Below are 16,795 nucleotides of genomic sequence, written 5' to 3'. Positions count from 1 at the left end.
GCCGCGCCGGTGGGCGCGGGCGCGGCCGCGCACGTACCGTCGAAGGCATGAGCCACATACGCGCGGGTGCGGAACTCGATCCGGCACGTCCGGTGCCGTCGCCGAGGACCCGCCCGGCCGGGCTCCGCCCCGCCGAAGTGGCGGAGCGCGTCGCGCGCGGCCAGGTCAACGACATCCCGGTGCGCAGCAGCCGCTCGCTGGGGGAGATCGTCCGGGCGAACGTCCTCACCCGGTTCAACGCGATCATCGGCGTGCTCTGGCTGATCATGCTGTTCGTCGCGCCGGTCCAGGACAGCCTGTTCGGCTTCGTGATCCTCGCCAACACCGCCATCGGGATCGTCCAGGAGTGGCGGGCCAAGCAGACCCTGGACTCGCTCGCGGTGATCGGGGAGGCCCGGCCGACGGTACGGCGGGACGGCGTGGCGACGGAGCTGGCCACGCACGAGATCGTCCTGGACGACCTGATCGAGATCGGCCCCGGCGACAAGATCGTGGTCGACGGGGTGTGCGCCGAGGCGGACGGGCTGGAGATCGACGAGTCCCTGCTCACCGGCGAGGCCGACCCCGTCGTCAAGCGCCCCGGTGACCAGGTCATGTCCGGCAGCTTCGTGGTCGCGGGCGGCGGCGCCTTCCAGGCCGTCAAGGTGGGCCGCGAAGCCTACGCCGCCCAGCTCGCCGAGGAGGCCTCCCGCTTCACGCTCGTCCACTCCGAGCTGCGTTCCGGCATCTCCACCATCCTCAAGTACGTCACCTGGATGATGGTCCCGGCGGCCGTCGGACTCGTCGTCACCCAGCTCGTCGTCAAGAGCGACGACCTCAAGGACGCGGTGGCCCGCACGGTCGGCGGGGTCGTGCCGATGGTCCCCGAGGGGCTGGTGCTGCTCACCTCCGTGGCCTTCGCGATCGGTGTCATCCGGCTGGGCCGCAGACAGTGCCTGGTGCAGGAGCTGCCGGCCATCGAGGGCCTGGCCCGCGTCGACACCGTCTGCCTGGACAAGACCGGCACCCTCACCGAGGGCGGCATGGACGTCACCGAGCTGCGTCCGCTGAACGGCGCGGACGAGGGGTACGTCCGCAAGGTGCTGGGCGCGCTCGGCGAGTCGGATCCGCGCCCGAACGCCTCCCTCCGGGCGATCATCGACGCCTGTCCGGACACCGAGGAGTGGCGCTGCGTGGAGTCGCTGCCCTTCTCCTCCGCCCGCAAGTACAGCGGGGCCGCGTTCAGCGAGGGCGACGGCGAGACCAGCACCTGGCTGCTGGGCGCCCCGGACGTGCTGCTCGGGCCCGGCGACCCGGCGCTGGCCGAGACCGAGCACCTCAACGAGCGGGGGCTGCGGGTGCTGCTGCTGGCCCGGGCGCACCGGGACCTGGACGACCCCGAGCCGGCCCGGGGCGCCCGCCCCACCGCCCTCGTCGTCCTGGAACAGCGGCTGCGGCCGGACGCCGCCGACACCCTGCGCTACTTCGCCGAGCAGAACGTGCGCGCCAAGGTCGTCTCCGGGGACAACGCGGTGTCGGTCGGCGCCGTCGCCGCGAAGCTGGGCCTGGAGGGCGCGGCGGTGGACGCGCGGCGGCTGCCCGCCGACCCGCCCGCGATGGCCGAGGCGCTGGACGCGGGCACGGTCTTCGGGCGGGTCACCCCGCAGCAGAAGCGGGACATGGTGGACGCGCTGCAGTCCCGTGGCCGTACCGTCGCGATGACCGGGGACGGCGTGAACGACGTGCTGGCCCTGAAGAGCGCGGACATCGGGGTCGCCATGGGATCCGGGTCCGAGGCCACCCGGGCGGTGGCGCAGATCGTGCTGCTGGACAACAGTTTCGCGAGCCTGCCGTCGGTGGTCGCCGAGGGCCGCCGGGTGATCGGCAACATCACGCGGGTGGCGACGCTGTTCCTGGTGAAGACGGTCTACTCGGTGCTGCTGGCGGTGCTGGTGGTGTGCGCGCGGGTGGAGTACCCGTTCCTGCCCCGGCACCTGACCCTGCTGTCCACGCTCACCATCGGCGTCCCGGCCTTCTTCCTGGCCCTCGCCCCCAACACGGAACGGGCCAGACCGCAGTTCGTGCGCCGGGTGATGCGGTACGCGGTCCCCGGCGGGGTGGTGGCCGGGGCGGCGACCTTCCTGACGTATCTGCTCGCCCGGCACCACTACGCCGGCCCGGGCGCGCTGGGCGCGGAGACCAGCGCGGCCACCCTGACCCTGTTCCTGGTCTCCATGTGGGTCCTGGCGATCATCGCCCGCCCCTACACCTGGTGGCGGGTGGCCCTGGTGGTGTCGATGGGCGTGGCCTTCCTGCTGGTCCTCGCCGTCCCCGCGTTCCAGGACTTCTTCGCGCTGAGGCTGGTCGGCGTGACGATGCCCTGGACGGCGGTCGGCGTGGCCGCGGTGGCGTCGGCGGCCCTGGAGTACCTGTGGCGGCGGGCCGACCGCCGGTTCCCGGCCCGGGCCGGGGACCCGGCGGCCCCTGGCCGGAAACCTCCTCACCGAAATCACCTGTCAGGGTGACGGCCGTAGGGGTGACGCGGCCGGCGCGTCACGGAGACGGAGACGGTCGGCTGGACCGCCGCCACCGTGCGGCGCGTACGGGCGGGTGCCCCGGTCGGCGCCGGGGGTGCCCGTCCGCGTGGGCGGCTGCCGCTTACCGCACGTCGACGTAGTCACCCGTGGCGCTGACGGCCGAGGTGGTGGACGTGCCGGCGAAGCTGTAGCGGTAGTAGCCGTCGGAGCCGGCCGTGACCGTCGTCTTCAGCGCGCCTGTGGAGGACGAGGTGACGGTCTTGACGGTGGTGTAGGTGCTGCTGCCCGCCTTGCGGAACTGGAGCTTGACGGACTGGCCGCCGAAGGCGGCGTACGTGCCGTGCGACCAGTCGGCGCGGGTCAGCTTGCCGGTGACGGTGATCGCCTTGCCCTTGCTCACCGGCTCCGGGGCGGCGTCGGTGGTGAGCTTGGCGGCGCGGCGGACCGGGACGGTGCCGAGGTCGCTCTGCCACTTGTCCGCACCGGTCTTGCTGTCGGCCGCGACACCGCCCTTCTTCCAGGTGCCGGCGTCGGAGTTGTACAGCTCGCCGGCGGGGATGGTGATCGTGGCCGAGCAGCTCACGGTGGTGGAGTTCACCTTGGTGCAGGTGCCCGGGTCGTCGCTGACGACCTGGGTGTCGGCGTACTTCGCCGAGGTGCCGCGGTAGAGCACCGGGCCGGTGAGGATGGTGGACATCGACACGGTGGCGGGGTGCGTCACGGTGTAGGTCGCCTTGACCTTCACGGTGGAGGTGGCACCGAGGGTGATCGCCTTGCCGCCGTTGACCTTCATGTTCGAGAAGGTGACGTTCGGCGCCGCGGGGGCCGCGTGGGCGGCGGGCACGGCGAAGGCGGAGAGGGCCAGGGCGCCGGAGACGGCGGCCACGGTGGCACGGATGCGCATGTGTGTTCCCCTGGAGGGAGAAGTGGATCGTGGAGTCGGTCGACTCACGCGATCAGATCCCCCTGGCACCCCGCGGGTTGTACGGGCAAGACTCTTCTCGGCCGGATTTGGCCCACTGATTACCCCCGCGTGGCCCAACCCGGGGAAACGGGCCGGCCGGACCGCGGAACGGTGCGTATCGCGGTCCGGGGGGCTCGGGGGTACGGGGGCTCGGGGATACGGGGGCTCGGGGCTTACTTCACGTCGATGAAGTCGGCCGCGGAGTTGACCGCGCCGGTGGTGGAGTCGCCCGCGTAGGAGAAGCGGTAGTAACCGTCTGCCGTGGCCTTGGCCGTCGTCTTCAGCTTGCCCTCGGCGTCGGCCTTGACGGTCCTGAGCGTGGTGTAGCTCTTGCCGCCCGCCTTGCGGAACTGGAGCTTCACGGACCGCGCGCCGTAGCCGCCGTACTTCAGCGCCTCCCAGTCGGCGCGGGTGAGGGCACCGGTCACGGTGATCGTCCTGCCCTTCTTCACCGGTTCCGGGGCGGCGTTCACGCTCAGCCTGGCTTTGCGCTGGAAGGAGAAGAAACCGGCCTTCTCCCCCCAGATGTAATCGTGGTCGTTGGCTTCGACCCACGCATTCACGTACCAGGCACCGGCGCTCTTGTTGGTGAGGTAGTAGTCCCTCGGGTACATCTTCGGGTCGATCTTCACCGAGGCGGTGCAGGTGGAGGTGGTGGCGCTGACCTTGGCGCAGCGGGGCCTGCTGGACGAGGCGATGCCGTGGTCCGCGCCCAGGAGCTGGAACGGCCCGCCGGTACCCTTGATGCCCGAGTCGTCCCTCGCGGTCACGCTGACCTTGATGGTCACCGGGTCGTGGATACCGAGCTGCACCTTGTTGTCGCCGTCCACGACCACCTTGGTGATCTTGATGTCCCCCCGGCTGCCGTCGGCCTGCGCGGCCGGCACGGCGAGGGCGGACAGGGCCAGGGCGCCGCTCACGACGGCGACAGAGGCACGGATGCGCATGTGTTTCCCCACGTTCGGATCAGGGAGCCGGGTGGCTCCACTGATCCGACCCGGGGCAGATGCGAAAAGTTGTACTACCGGCCCGCCCCGCCCGGGGACTTCGGGGACGGGGCCGCACCCGGCGTCAGTCGAACCACCGGTCCCGCGCCAGCTCCTCCGTCCGCGACGGGTCCTCCAGCAGAGCGGCCACCTCGAACCGGCGCGGCCACTGCCCCGCCGCCCAGGCCAGCCCCGCCGCGACCCCCTCCAGGGTGGCCGCGTGCAGCACGCCGTCGCCGGTCAGCCGCCAGTCGATCTCCACGCCGTCCACGACGAGTTCGCCGTGCTCGACATAGGTCCGGGGCGTGCGCGGGCCGAGCAGCACCCGTACCGCGTCCGGCACGTCGTGCTCGGTCCCCTCGGAGTGCACCTCGCCGGTGACGGACTCGCTCAGCCGGCGCACCTGGAACAGCTCGGCCAGCTCGGCGGCGCGCGCGGGCCGCACCGGCAGCAGCGGCACCCCCGAGGCGAACGGCAGCAGATCCGGCGAGTCGACCACGACGGCCGAGGCGGCGTCCACGACCTCCACCCGCCCGTCGACCACGGCCCGCAGCTCGTCCGGCAAGGTCACCCGCTCCGGGTCCAGCTCCGCCAACGCGCTGTACAGGCCGTGCAGTTGGGCGGGCGTGACCGGGCGGTCCGGGTCGGCGAGCCGGTCCAGCAGCTCGGCGGCGCCGCCGGGCTCGTCCAGCAGCGCGCCGAGGGAGGTGCGCACCCCGAGCGCCCGCAGGACCTGCTCGTCCTCGAACCCGGTCGCGTCGGCCTCGTCGTACAGCCCGCGCAGCAGCGGGTCCCCGCCGGCCGCGAGCAGCCCGGCCGGGCGCCGCCCGTCGAGCACCGGGTGCCCGCGCAGCCACCACGCGGTGTACGGCCGTACGACCTCGTGGGTGCCGTCGGGCAACAGGACGCGCACCGGCTGGGTCAGGGCGTCCCGCAGCGGCGGGCGGGCCAGCAGGGCGAGCGCCTCGGGCCAGTGGTCGTCGTCCACCAGCTCCAGGTCGCGTACCGCGACGAGTTCGGTGGCGACGGGCGGCACCGGGCTGTCCGGGAACCGGTCCAGGACGTCCTCGCACCACACGTCCACGGCGTCCAGCAGCCCCGCGTCGTCGGGCTCGGCGAAGTCACCCTCCCGGGGCTCCAGTTCGTCCGGGTCCAGGACGACGTCGGTGGCGCGGACCAGCGCGAAGTCCGCCAGCACCCCGCACGCGGCGAGCGGCTGCTCCCCCCACCGCTCGGCCAGCTCGGCGTCCACGGCGGCCAGTTCCCCCTCCCGGACGACCCGGGCGAAGGGGCTGCCGGGGAACACCAGCTCGCCGGCGGGGGCGAGTTCGCCGTCCTCGTCGGGCAGCGCGAGCGCGCCCAGCCAGGGCTCGTCGCCCGGCTCCAGCCCCGCGTCCCGGACCAGGGCGAGCACGGTGTCGGCCAGTTCCTCGGCGTCCGGCGCGTCCTCCTCCCAGCCCAGGCCGCCGTCCGCCTCCAGGGAGCCCGCCACGGCGGCCCGCACCTGCGGGGTGGTCAGCACCGCGCGCGGGGTCGCGGGCAGCGCGCCCAGCTTCTCCAGCAGCGGATGCGCGGCCTCCGGGTGGGCGACCTTCAGCCCGAGCCGGCCCAGCACGTCGGGGTCGATCCGGGCGCCGTCCGGGGTGGGCAGCAGCACCTGCCGGGGCCCGATGGCGGTCCGGTGGTCGGCGAGCGGCACCGGCAGCCCGGACAGCCGCTCCGGGTCGACCCCGGCGAGGCTGTCGTACAGCCGCCGCCACCACTGCGGCTCCTTCTCCAGCCCGGCGAGCCGGTCGACGGCGTCGGCGAGCGGCAGCCGGGCGACACCGAGGGTGCGCAGCTCGGCGCGGCGCTCCAGCCCCGCCGGCAGCAGGGTGGGCAGCACCTCGGCCAGCACCCGTACGGTGTCGGCGCCGGCGCCCTCCACGACCTCGGCGTCCCGGGGCCGCAGCGCCTCCGGCAGCTCCTCGTCGCCCTTCGGCGCGACGGCCGGCGGCAGGAAGGCGGTGCGCGCCAGCCGCTCCAGCACGGCCTGCCGCAGCGCCCCGTCCAGCGCGCCCTTGCCGAGCGGCCCGGGCACGAGGTCGATGATCCCCTCCCCGACCGGCCGCCACTCGGCGAGCAGGGCGGCGTAGGCGTCGGCCGCGCGCTGCACCAGGAAGTCGGTGAGCGGGCCGGGCGCCGCGTGCCGGCGGGTGGTGTCCAGCGGGAAGGAGGCGATGAGCAGCGCGGGCACGCCCAGCGGCTCGTCGCTCGGGGTCGGCGCGTGCACGACCGGGCTGGTACGGGGCCGGACCGGGGCGCCGTACGGGTCGACGGGCACGGCCCAGGTCACCGACCAGTGGGGGCGCAGCCGCTCCTCCACGGGCCGGTCGGCGAGCAGGTCGGGGGTCAGCGGGCCGTGCGCGGACGCGGTGCGCCAGTGGGTGACGCCGTCCCGGGAGTCCTCCACGACCGTGAAGGCCCCGTCGGTACGGCGGCTCAGGGTGCGCGGCTCCTGTCCCTCGATCTCGACCACGACCTCGGCCAGCCCCGGCAGGGCGAGCAGCAGGGCGTCGTCCACCCCGGCGAGCAGCCGCGCGGCGAGATCGGCGGCGGCCGCGTCACGCAGGGGGAGGATCACGGCGGTGTCGTACGGCTCGGGGGCGGTGCCCTCGGCGGCGAACGGCAGCCGCAGCAGGGGCACATGGCCCTCCCGGCGGCGCACCTCGTCGCCCAGTCCCGGGCTGTGCCGGGCGACCTCGCGGGCCAGTTCCCGGGCCTCGGTGAGGGACCAGCGCACACCTCCGTGGCGGCCGACGATCGCCGGTTCGTCGGTCACGGCGAGCACGGCGGCGAAACCGACCCCGAACCGGCCGACGGCACCGTGGGTGGCCTCGGCGTCCCGTTTCGCGGAGGCGCGGAGCGTGGACAGCGACTCGACGCCGGCCGCGTCCAGCGGGGCGCCGGTGTTCGCGGCCACGAGCACGCCGTCGCGGAGGGTGAGCCGCAGCCGCCCGGCCACCTCGGCCCGCGCGGCGGCGTCGGCGGCGTTCTGCGCCAACTCCACGACGAGCCGGTCGCGGTAGCCGCCGAGGACGAGGTCCTCCTCGGCGTTGGCGTCCTCCCGGAACCGGGCGGGGCTGGTCGCCCAGGCGTCGAGGACCCCGCGCCGCAGCCGGGCCGTTCCGAACGGGTCGGCCCCCTCCATCGCCGGCCGCACGAACTTGCTCACGATCACTCTCCATCCTCCGCGTGAGGACGAAGGTACAGCGCCGAGGCGGCGGGGGCCGAAGGGAGAGGCGGGGCGGGGTGCTCGGGGGGCTGATCGCCTCCGGCCCCTGTCCGCGCCGGGTCGCGTACGGGCTACAGTTCGCGGACACCACCGGTCACGCGCGGACAGTGACTCTACGCAACCGTCCCGTCACTCTTCAACCGGTGCGTACACGGAGACGCTGTGTATGTGAACCGCGAATGCTCCGCCCCTGTCCCGAACTTCTCGGTGCAGCTGTCGACCACCCCGCGAGGCGCCCGACTGGCCCGGCTGCTCGCCACGGAGCAACTGCGCTCCTGGGGGCTGCCCATGGAGCCCGCCGCGCTGATCGTCGCGGAGCTGGCCGCCAACGCCGTCGTCCACGGCCGCGCGTCCGGGCGGGACTTCCGGCTGACGCTGTGTCCCGTCGGGGACGTGCTGCGGATCGAGGTGACCGACACACGCGGTGACCGGCTGCCGGTGCGGGCCCGCCCCGTGCCGGACGCCGACTCCGGGCGCGGGCTGCTGCTCGTGGACGCGCTCGCCCACCGCTGGGGGACGGCGCCGGGGCCCGCGCCCCGCAAGACCGTGTGGGCCGAGGTGCGCATCGGCTCAGGGGACGTACCGGCGGTAGACCTGCCGGGAGCCGCCCTCCGGGCCGGGATCCGCCGGCTCGGCCGCGCTGAAGCCGAGACGCTCGTAGAACACGCGCGCTCCGCTGGTCACCGCACCGGGGTGGTCGGCGCCGAACGTGACCACCTCGACGGTGGCCGGACCCCGGACCCATCTGCGCAGCGCGTCCGCCAGCAGGGCACGGCCGACGCCCCGCCCCCGCGCGCCGTCGGAGACGACCAGCCAGTGCACGTGGTGGACCGGTGGCGCGGCGCCGAAGAGGAGGGCGCCCAGGAGGCCGTCGGCGGACTCCTCCGACGCGACCAGCGCCGTGCCCCGACCGATGCCGTTCCGTACCGCCCGGGTGAAGCCGGGGTCGGCCACCATGGGGCCGAACCAGTGCTCCACCTGGGCCGCCAGCCCGAGGAAGCCGGCCACGTCCCGCTCCCGCGCCGTTCTGATGATCATCGGGGCAGTCTGGCAGCGGAACCCGGCGTTCAGGAGTGGCCCAGCTCCGCCGCCTCGTCGTCGCCGGCCTCCGGGACCGAGCCGGAGTCGCGGGCCGGGCGGAGCGGGAAGGGGTCGACCCGGGTCTCGTCGATGACCGGCGGGGCGGGCTGCGGGGCCTTCGGCATGACCGCCGCCTCCGAGTGGCCACCGCAGCCGTAGGCGAGGGAGACCACCCGGCCGTCCGCCGGCGAGAACTCGTTGGCGCAGACGCCGAAGGCCTGCCCGAGGGAGCCGCCGATACGGGCGAGGAAGCCGCAGCTGATGCAGGTGGCGGGGGCCGCCTGGGCCATCGGGGTCTTCGGGCCGTACGCCTCCTCCCAGCGGTCGGCCGCGACGCGCAGGCCGTAGCGGGAGAGCACGCGGGCGCGGCGCAGGCCCAGCTCCTCGGCGACGGACGCGATGGAGCCCCGGGACGGCGTCGTCGGCTGGGCGGCGGGGGTGCCCGGAGTGACGTCGGCGTCCTCCGTCTCGGCCAGTTCCCGCATCTCCAGGGAGACCGCGGAGTTGGGCGGCGGCTCCTCCTCGCCCGTGTAGCCGGGCTCCAGGCGCAGGTCGTCCTGGTCGGTGGGGAGCAGGTCGCCGGGGCCGAGGTCGCCGGGGCGCAGGCGCTCGCTCCACGGGACCCACTCGGGGGCGAGGAGGGCGTCGGGGCCGGGGAGGAGGACCACCTCGTCGAGCGTGACGATCTTGGCGCGGGAGGCGCGGGCGACGGTCACCGCCCAGCGCCAGCCCCGGTAGCCCAGCTCCTTGCACTCGAAGAAGTGCGTGACGACGCGGTCACCCTCCGAGACCAGGCCCGTGTGCTCGCCGATCACCCCGGGCGCGGCGGCCTCCTCGGCGGCGGCGCGGGCGAGGTCGACGGCCTCGGCGCACAGGCGGTCGGGGGTGCGGCTTCGCGTGGTCGCTGCGCTCACAGGTATCGCTTCTCTCCTACGCCGTCTCGTCGAGTGCGGCTGCCTCCGGCGGTTTCGCCTACGGAGCGGACCTGGGGACCGCATCGACGTCTGCATCCGCGCGCCCGGGCGCACCTCTGCCATCCATTCTGCGTTATGGCTGAGACAGGCACGCTACACCGGGCGGGATTCGTGGATTTTCCCACCCGGGCCGTACCCGCCGCCGGCCGCGGGGCCGTAAGCCGCGTCCGGGCGGTCGAACACCGCTCCCGCCCCCGTGTGCCGGTCCGTCGTGCCGTACGCCGCCATCCGTGCCGTACCGCACTATCCGGCCGGATCCCGGGGCACTATGAACGTCGTGGCAGCCACGGGCAGGGCGAGTGGTGGGGGCGGCGGTCCGGGCCGGGTGGGCGGGGCCGTCCGCGCGGTCGCCCGTGCCCTGCGCCTCCCGGTCACCGGCACGGCGCGCGGTATCCGCAGGGTCACGCACGCGCACGGCGCGGGCGAGTCGGGCCTCGGCAAGCTGATCGAGCTGCACGCGGTGAACGGCGCCGGGGACGTCATGGTCACCGTGGCGCTCGCCTCGACCGTGTTCTTCTCCGTGCCCACCGACGAGGCGCGCGGCCGGGTCGCGCTGTATCTCGCCATCACCATGGCGCCGTTCACGGTCCTCGCCCCCGTCATCGGGCCGCTGCTGGACCGGTTGCCGCACGGGCGGCGGGCCGCGATGGCGGCGGCGATGCTGGCGCGGGCGCTGCTCGCGCTGGTCGTCTCCGGGGCGGTGGCGAGCGGCGGACTGGAGCTGTATCCGGCGGCGTTGGGCGTGCTGGTGGCGTCCAAGGCGTACGGCGTGGTGCGCAGCGCCGTCGTGCCGAGGCTGCTGCCGCGGGGGTTCTCGCTGGTGAAGGCCAACTCCCGGGTCACCCTCGCCGGGCTGCTGGCCACCGGGGCCGCCGCGCCGGTGGCGGCCGGGCTGCACACGCTGGGCGACCCGTGGCCGCTGTACGGAGCCTTCGTGATCTTCGCCGCCGGGACGTTCCTGTCGTTCTCCCTGCCGCCCGAGGTGGACTCGGCCAAGGGCGAGGACACGGCGCTGCTCGCGGCCGGCGCCGGGCGGTCGCGCGAGGAGCGGGCCAGACGGCCGGGGCTGCGCTCGGTCGGACCCGCCGTCACCTACGCGCTCGGTGCCAACGCCGCCCTGCGCTGCCTGTCCGGTTTCCTGATCTTTTTCCTGGCCTTCCTGCTGCGCGAGCACCCGCTGGCCGGGCAGAGCGCGGCGGTCTCGCTGGGCATCGTCGGTGTCGCGGCGGGCGCGGGCAACGCGCTGGGGACGGCCGTGGGCGCCTGGCTCAGGTCCCGCGCGCCGGAGGTCATCATCGTGACCGTCGTCGCGGTGGTGCTCGGGGTGGCGCTGGTCGCCGGGGTGTTCTTCGGGACGTTCCCGGTGGCCTGTCTCGCGGCGGTCGCCGGGTGCGCGCAGGCGCTGGGCAAGCTGGCGCTGGACGCGCTGATCCAGCGGGACGTGCCGGAGGCGGTGCGCAGCTCGGCGTTCGCCCGCTCGGAGACGCTGTTGCAGATGGCGTGGGTGTTCGGCGGCGCGGTCGGCATCGTGATGCCGCTGGACGGCACGGTGGGGCTGCTGGTCGGCGCCGTGTTCGTGGCCGCCGGCTGGCTGACCACCCTGCGCGGGCTGCTCGCCTCCGCCCGGGGCGGCGGCTGCCACACGCGCGTGGCGTAACGAACCGGGCACGCCGTACCCCACGTGGGCGGGCGGCTCCGGGCGCCCGATAGCCTTCGGCCATGACCACGCTGCAATCCGCTGTGCGACGCCGCCGCGCCGTCGCCGTTGCCGGCGCCGTTTCCGCCGGACTGCTCGTCCTGTCGGCCTGTGACAAGCCGACTCCCGTCGCGACGATCACCGTCGGCGGGAACTCGGTCAACTCCGAGGCCCTCTGCTACAACGACGGCGACAAGCTGTCCGCCGACTCGCTGAAGGACTGCGTCAAGAACGCCGACGACGTGAAGTCGATCGAGGTCGGCCAGGACGACACCGTCCGCATCGGCGTCGACCCGAAGATCGCGGACGAGGGCTGGTTCGTCCTGGTCAACGGCCGCCCGGCCACCGACCTCAGCCACGAGACGTACCGCACGATCACGGGCAACGCCTTCTTCAAGGCCCAGTTCGGCACGGAGGGCAACACCAACACGCTCGCCGTCCAGATGGGCGAGAAGGCGAACAAGGGCATGTGGTCCTTCAAGCTGAAGAAGGCCGAGGACTGACCACGCCCCCCGCCCCCGTGCTCGTCGCCACCGCGGTCCCCGTCGAGCGGGACGCGGTGGCCCGGGCGCTGCCCGGGCCGGCCGAGGAGGTCCGGCTGCCGGGCGCGGTCCTGTGCCGGACCGGCGCCGGCTGGGACCTGCTCGCCGCCGGTGTCGGACCGGCGCTCGCCGCCGCCTCCACCGCCGCCGCGCTGACCGCCGCCGCGCTGACCGGCCGGCCCTACGGCCTGGTCGTGTCGGCCGGGATCGGCGGCGGCTTCCAGCCGGAGGCGCCGCTCGGCTCGCTCGTCGTCGCCGACGCCGTCACCGCCGCCGACCTGGGCGCCGAGACCGCCGACGGCTTCGTCCCGGTCACCGAACTCGGCTTCGGGACCGTCACCCACCGCCCGCCGGAATCAGCCGTACGAGTCGCCGCCGAGGCCCTCGGTGCCCGTACCGGCACGATCCTGACCGTCTCCACGGTGACCGGCACCGCCGGCCGTGCCGCCGCCCTGCGGGCCCGTCATCCCGGCGCGCTCGCCGAGGGCATGGAGGGGTTCGGGGTGGCGGAGGCCGCCGCCGCGCACGGGGTGCCCGTGCTGGAGATCCGCGCCGTCTCCAACCCGGTGGGGCCCCGGGACCGCGCCGCCTGGCGCATCGCCGACGCCCTCGCGGCCCTCACCGAGGGCTTCGGGAAGCTCGCGCCCGCTTTGGAGAGTTGGAACCCGCATGACCACCAGTGAGCAGCAGCGGTCCCTGCCGATCGCGTACTCCCCCTGCCCGAACGACACCTTCGTCTTCGACGCCCTCGCCCACGGCCGGGTGCCCGGCGCGCCCGCGCTGGACGTGACGTTCGCCGACATCGACGTCACCAACGGCATGGCCGAGCGCGGCGAGCTGGATGTGCTGAAGGTGTCGTACGCCGTACTGCCGTACGTCCTCGACGAGTACGCGCTGCTGCCGTGCGGCGGCGCGCTGGGGCGGGGCTGCGGGCCGCTGGTGCTCACCCGGGAGGCGGGCGCCGACCTCACGGGCCGTACGGTCGCGGTGCCCAGCGAGAAGTCGACCGCCTACCTGCTGTTCCGGCTCTGGGCGGCGGACACCGTGCCCGGCGGGGTCGGCGAGATCGTGGTCATGCCGTTCCACGAGATCATGCCGGCCGTGCGGGACGGCAAGGTGGACGCGGGCCTGGTCATCCACGAGGCCCGGTTCACCTACCGGAACTACGGGCTGCACAAGCTCGCCGACATGGGCGAGCACTGGGAGCGGACCACCGGGCTGCCGATCCCGCTGGGCGCGATCATCGCCCGGCGCTCGCTGGGCGCGGACACGCTCACCCGGCTGGCCGAGTCCATCCGTACGTCCGTGCGCATGGCCTGGGACGACCCGGAGGCCTCCCGGCCGTACGTCATGGCGCACGCCCAGGAGATGGACCCGGCCGTGGCCGACCAGCACATCGGGCTGTACGTCAACGAGTTCACGGCCGACCTCGGCGAGGACGGCTACGCGGCGGTGCGGGGGCTGCTCACCCGTGCGGCGGCCGAGGGGCTGCTGCCGCCCCTCGGACCGAAGGCCCTGGACTTCCCCTGAGGGACGTCCGGGCCGCGTCAGACGTCCAGTTGGTCGGCGACCGCGCGGAGCAGGCCGGCGATCTTCTTGCCGGAGGCCTTCTCGGGGTAACGGCCCTTCTCCAGCATCGGGGTGATGTTCTCGAGAAGGGTCGTCAAATCCTGCACGATCGACGCCAGCTCGTCCGGTTTCTTGCGCTGGGCGGCGGCGACCGACGGCGTCGGGTCGAGCACGTTCACCGAGAGCGCCTGGTCACCGCGTTGACCGGCGACGACCCCGAACTCCACGCGCTGTCCCGGCTTGAGGGATTCGACTCCGGCGGGGAGAACCGAGGAATGGACGAAGACGTCACCGCCGTCGTCGCGGGAGAGGAAGCCGAAGCCCTTCTCGCTGTTGAACCACTTGACCTTGCCGGTAGGCACGTCTGTCCTCGTCCTCGTACTCGTTGGGAAAACTACTTCGGAAACTGCTCTTGACAGCACTAGAGCGGGTCGACCATGACCCGCCGATACCAAGGCTAATGGTCTTCGGGCGGGTGACAAGACGTTCCCCGGTTGTTCTCTCGCGCAGGGAACTACCCTGGTCCGGTGCGTGACAAAACCCAACCGAATTCCGCCGAGCCCGGTGACCGACTGATCCGCGCCGGTGCCGTCGTCTTCTTCCTCGGGGCGGTGGCCACCCTCGTCACGGTGGCTCCGCTGTTCCTGGGGGCGAAGCCTTTTCCGACCTACATGTTCGGTCTGAGCATGCTCATGGCCGTCGGATTCCTCATGGCCGGCGCCGGTGTGCTGCGCTCGGTGGCCGCCGGACGGCGTCAGACGCGGGGTGCCGCTCCGAACGCCTCGCGGTAACCGTTCAGCCATTCCGGGAAGCCGGTCAGATCCGTCAGGACGACGTCCGCGCCGGCCGCGTCCAGTTCTTCGGCGGGGCACGGTCCGGTCGCGACGGCGACCGAAAACGCACCCGCGGCGCGGGCCCCGCGGACGTCTCCGACATGATCGCCGACGTACACGGACGCGCCGTGCTCGCGCAGCGCCTGCGCCTTCTGCTCGGCCCACAGATCGCCGACGACCACGTCCGGCTCGATGCCGAGGTGCGTCAGGTGCAGCTTGGCGTTCGGCTCGTACTTCGCCGTCACCACCATCGTCCGCCCGCCGGCCGCGCGCACCGCGTCCACCGCGTCCCGGGCGCCGGTCATCGCGGGCGTGGCGGCGATGGCTATGGAGGGGTACATCGACCGGTACATGTCGGCCACCTCCGGCACCCGCTCCGGCGGGAACCAGTGGGCCAGCTCCTCCACGAGCGGCGGGCCGAGCCGGGTCACCGCGAGATCGGCGTCGATGAACACGCCGGTTCGCTCCGCCAGGGCGCGGTAGCAGGCGCGGATGCCCGGGCGGGAGTCGATGAGGGTCATGTCCAGGTCGAAACCGACGGTCAGGGTGGAGGCCATGGGCACATTCTGCCGGGTACGGACGGGGAGGACGGGAGGGACCCACACGGGTCCGCGCGCAGGGACGGCCGTCGGCGGCGGGGCGGGGGACGGGGAGCGACTGCCGGGTGCGGCGGGCGGGGCGGCTGCCGGGTGCGGGCGGGCCGGACGGGAACGGGCGCGTAGGGGCGGGTGCCGGGGGCGGCGGGCGGGGCAGGTGCCGGGGGCGGCTGTCGGGTGCGGTCGGGCCGGCCGGAACCGGGCACCGGGGGCGGCTGCCGTGTGCGGGGCCGGGGGGCGTGAGGACCGAGCAGGTCCGCGCGCGTAGGGGCGGCTGCCGGGTGCGGGGCCGGGGGCCGGGAGGACCGAGCAGGTCCGCGCGCGTAGGGGCGGCTGCCGTGTGCGGGGCCGGGGGCCGGGAGGACCGAGCAGGTCCGCGCGCGTAGGGGCGGCTGCCGGGTGCGGGCGGACGGCGGCGGACCGTGGGAGCGGCTGTCGGGGGCGGGCGGGACGGGCGAGACCGGGTGCCGGGGCGGCTGCCAGGTACGGGGGGGGGCGTGAGGACCGAGCGAGTCCGCGCGCGTAGGGGGCGGTGGACCGTGGGAGCGGCTGTCGGGGGCGGGCGGGCCGTACGGGACCGGGTGCCGGGGGCGGGCGGGTGGCCGTGGCCTGGGCGGGGCCGGGCCGGTGCTAGGCCTTCCGTCGGGAGCGCCACACCAGGTACAGGGCCGAGGCCAGCGCCGCGCCCCGGACCACCCACGGCCAGGTCTCGCCGAGCGCGTCGCTCATGTGGCCCTGGGCAATCGGCGTGCCCCAGCGGCCGTCGGTGCGGCCCCACAGCCAGACCACGCCCGCCGCGACCGCCGCGCCGGGCAGGACCATGACGGCCCACCGGGTCTCCGCGGGGGTCAGCCGGCGCGAACCGTACGCGACGGCCCAGCCGAGGAGCAGGGCGAACCAGTTGCCGAGGACCGCGCCGGCGACCAGCGCGGCGGCGGCCAGCAGCAGGAGCGGGTGGGACCAGCCGGACAGCGGCCCGCCGGCGGGGGCCCCGGCGGGGGCGGCCTTGCCGCGGGCCGGGAGCAGTTTGCGCAGCCGGCGCCGCGGGGCGGGCACCGCTCCGCTCTCCTCCCCGGTCGCGGTCTCGGCCTCGGTCTCGGCCTCGGCGGGGGCCGGCTCCGTCTCCTTCGGGGGACGCTTGAGCAGGTCCGGGATCTCCACGCCGCCGACGAACCCCGGCACCGGGTCGGCGTCCGGCACCGGACCCTGGACGCGCCACCAGTCGGGCGGTGCCGTGCTCTCGCCGAGTTCGTGCGCGGGCGCGAGGTGCGGCGGGGCCGCGGCGGCCGGGGCCGCGGGCGGCTCCGGTTCGGCGGGGCGCGGGCGCGGTACGGCCCGGCGCAGCCCCTTCGGCCGCTCCCGCTGCCGCTCCGGCTCCGCCGCCCGCTCCCCGGCCGACGGCTGGGCCGGTACGGCGGTGGCGGGCGGCTGCGGGGCGCCGCCGGTGGTGTCCGCCGCCGTGACCACCTCGTCCGGGCTGCCCAGGCGGTCCAGGATGCGGCGGACGGCGGCGGGCGAGTCCACCGTCGCCTTCGCCCGGTGCCGGTCGATCTCGTTGCGCAGCTCGGACACGAGCCGCATGCGTGTCGCCGACGGCAGCTGCCGCTGCTGGGCGATGTCACCGACGCGGCTCAGATACTCGTAGACGACCTGGTCGCTCTCGATCCCCACGGAACCCCTCCGGGGTGCGCCGACTGAAACCCCGGGAGGGACGGTACCGCTTCCCGGTGGATGCCCTCGGCATATGGTTGTCCGCTACCGTTGA

At 74.5% G+C, this 16,795-nt stretch carries 13 protein-coding genes and 2 pseudogenes; 7 read left to right on the top strand and 8 right to left on the bottom strand.

Annotation, left to right across the window (positions count from 1 at the left end):
* Nucleotides 1-47: 47 nt before the first annotated feature.
* A pseudogene (locus AB0E62_RS07475) lies at nt 48-2,441 on the top strand (HAD-IC family P-type ATPase); the annotation flags it as partial.
* A 196-nt stretch (nt 2,442-2,637) separates the two neighbouring features.
* Here the strand turns inward: AB0E62_RS07475 and AB0E62_RS07470 are convergent.
* The 3 genes from AB0E62_RS07470 to AB0E62_RS07460 all read right to left on the bottom strand — a co-directional run bounded on the left by AB0E62_RS07470 (nt 2,638) and on the right by AB0E62_RS07460 (nt 7,680).
* The gene (locus AB0E62_RS07470) at nt 2,638-3,420 is read right to left on the bottom strand and encodes a hypothetical protein (protein ID WP_362189489.1); all 783 of its coding nucleotides are present in this window, start codon (nt 3,418-3,420) and stop codon (nt 2,638-2,640) included.
* A 233-nt stretch (nt 3,421-3,653) separates the two neighbouring features.
* Nucleotides 3,654-4,427 carry a calcium-binding protein gene (locus AB0E62_RS07465; protein WP_362189486.1) on the bottom strand — a complete coding sequence of 258 codons (774 nt, stop codon included), beginning with the start codon at nt 4,425-4,427 and terminating at the stop codon, nt 3,654-3,656.
* Nucleotides 4,428-4,551: 124 nt separating this feature from the next.
* On the bottom strand, nt 4,552-7,680 hold the full coding sequence (locus AB0E62_RS07460) for a molecular chaperone Hsp90 (RefSeq protein ID WP_362189483.1): 3,129 nt from the start codon (nt 7,678-7,680) through the stop codon (nt 4,552-4,554).
* Nucleotides 7,681-7,908: 228 nt separating this feature from the next.
* Between AB0E62_RS07460 and AB0E62_RS07455 the strand changes: the two are divergent.
* Nucleotides 7,909-8,304, top strand: a pseudogene (locus AB0E62_RS07455) (ATP-binding protein); the annotation flags it as partial.
* A 6-nt stretch (nt 8,305-8,310) separates the two neighbouring features.
* Here AB0E62_RS07455 and AB0E62_RS07450 read toward each other — a convergent pair.
* Both AB0E62_RS07450 and AB0E62_RS07445 read right to left on the bottom strand, forming a co-directional pair.
* A complete protein-coding gene (locus AB0E62_RS07450) occupies nt 8,311-8,778 on the bottom strand; it encodes a GNAT family N-acetyltransferase (RefSeq protein WP_362189480.1) in 468 nt (155 codons plus the stop codon).
* Nucleotides 8,779-8,807: 29 nt separating this feature from the next.
* Entirely contained in the window at nt 8,808-9,734 is a 927-nt protein-coding gene (locus tag AB0E62_RS07445) for a DUF3027 domain-containing protein (protein WP_362189479.1), read from the bottom strand.
* A 328-nt stretch (nt 9,735-10,062) separates the two neighbouring features.
* On the opposite strand from AB0E62_RS07445, the gene AB0E62_RS07440 reads away from it, so the two are divergent.
* From AB0E62_RS07440 to AB0E62_RS07425, 4 genes are all read left to right on the top strand, one after another.
* Complete coding sequence (locus AB0E62_RS07440) at nt 10,063-11,451, top strand: MFS transporter (RefSeq protein WP_362189476.1); 1,389 nt, start codon at nt 10,063-10,065, stop codon at nt 11,449-11,451.
* Between the two features lie 62 nt (nt 11,452-11,513).
* Entirely contained in the window at nt 11,514-11,993 is a 480-nt protein-coding gene (locus AB0E62_RS07435; protein ID WP_362189473.1) for a DUF2771 domain-containing protein, read from the top strand.
* A 17-nt stretch (nt 11,994-12,010) separates the two neighbouring features.
* The gene (locus AB0E62_RS07430; RefSeq protein WP_362189470.1) at nt 12,011-12,715 is read left to right on the top strand and encodes a futalosine hydrolase; all 705 of its coding nucleotides are present in this window, start codon (nt 12,011-12,013) and stop codon (nt 12,713-12,715) included.
* Entirely contained in the window at nt 12,702-13,562 is an 861-nt protein-coding gene (locus tag AB0E62_RS07425; RefSeq protein ID WP_362189467.1) for a 1,4-dihydroxy-6-naphthoate synthase, read from the top strand. The genes AB0E62_RS07430 and AB0E62_RS07425 overlap by 14 nt, the downstream gene beginning before the upstream one ends.
* A gap of 17 nt (nt 13,563-13,579) precedes the next feature.
* Here AB0E62_RS07425 and AB0E62_RS07420 read toward each other — a convergent pair whose 3' ends face one another.
* Entirely contained in the window at nt 13,580-13,963 is a 384-nt protein-coding gene (locus AB0E62_RS07420) for a cold-shock protein (protein ID WP_362189464.1), read from the bottom strand.
* 165 nt (nt 13,964-14,128) lie between these two features.
* Here AB0E62_RS07420 and AB0E62_RS07415 point away from each other — a divergent pair, with 165 nt between their 5' ends.
* A complete protein-coding gene (locus AB0E62_RS07415) occupies nt 14,129-14,392 on the top strand; it encodes a hypothetical protein (RefSeq protein ID WP_362189461.1) in 264 nt (87 codons plus the stop codon).
* On the opposite strand, the gene AB0E62_RS07410 is transcribed toward AB0E62_RS07415, so the two are convergent.
* Nucleotides 14,356-14,991 carry an HAD family hydrolase gene (locus AB0E62_RS07410; RefSeq protein ID WP_362189458.1) on the bottom strand — a complete coding sequence of 212 codons (636 nt, stop codon included), beginning with the start codon at nt 14,989-14,991 and terminating at the stop codon, nt 14,356-14,358. The genes AB0E62_RS07415 and AB0E62_RS07410 overlap by 37 nt on opposite strands.
* A 669-nt stretch (nt 14,992-15,660) precedes the next feature.
* Nucleotides 15,661-16,701, bottom strand: coding sequence for a hypothetical protein (locus AB0E62_RS07405; RefSeq protein ID WP_362189455.1), 1,041 nt, complete (start codon nt 16,699-16,701; stop codon nt 15,661-15,663).
* Nucleotides 16,702-16,795 lie beyond the last annotated feature (94 nt).

This window comes from Streptomyces sp. NPDC038707 (assembly GCF_040636485.1).
GTDB lineage: Bacteria > Actinomycetota > Actinomycetes > Streptomycetales > Streptomycetaceae > Streptomyces.
This window is presented reverse-complemented; position numbering and strand designations above follow the sequence as displayed.

Coding starts and splice junctions, on each gene's coding strand:
- AB0E62_RS07470 (WP_362189489.1), bottom strand. CDS start 3,420: ATGCGCATCCGTGCCACCGTGGCCGCCGTCTCCGGCGCCCTGGCCCTC.
- AB0E62_RS07465 (WP_362189486.1), bottom strand. CDS start 4,427: ATGCGCATCCGTGCCTCTGTCGCCGTCGTGAGCGGCGCCCTGGCCCTG.
- AB0E62_RS07450 (WP_362189480.1), bottom strand. CDS start 8,778: ATGATCATCAGAACGGCGCGGGAGCGGGACGTGGCCGGCTTCCTCGGG.
- AB0E62_RS07440 (WP_362189476.1), top strand. CDS start 10,063: ATGAACGTCGTGGCAGCCACGGGCAGGGCGAGTGGTGGGGGCGGCGGT.
- AB0E62_RS07435 (WP_362189473.1), top strand. CDS start 11,514: ATGACCACGCTGCAATCCGCTGTGCGACGCCGCCGCGCCGTCGCCGTT.
- AB0E62_RS07425 (WP_362189467.1), top strand. CDS start 12,702: ATGACCACCAGTGAGCAGCAGCGGTCCCTGCCGATCGCGTACTCCCCC.
- AB0E62_RS07410 (WP_362189458.1), bottom strand. CDS start 14,991: ATGGCCTCCACCCTGACCGTCGGTTTCGACCTGGACATGACCCTCATC.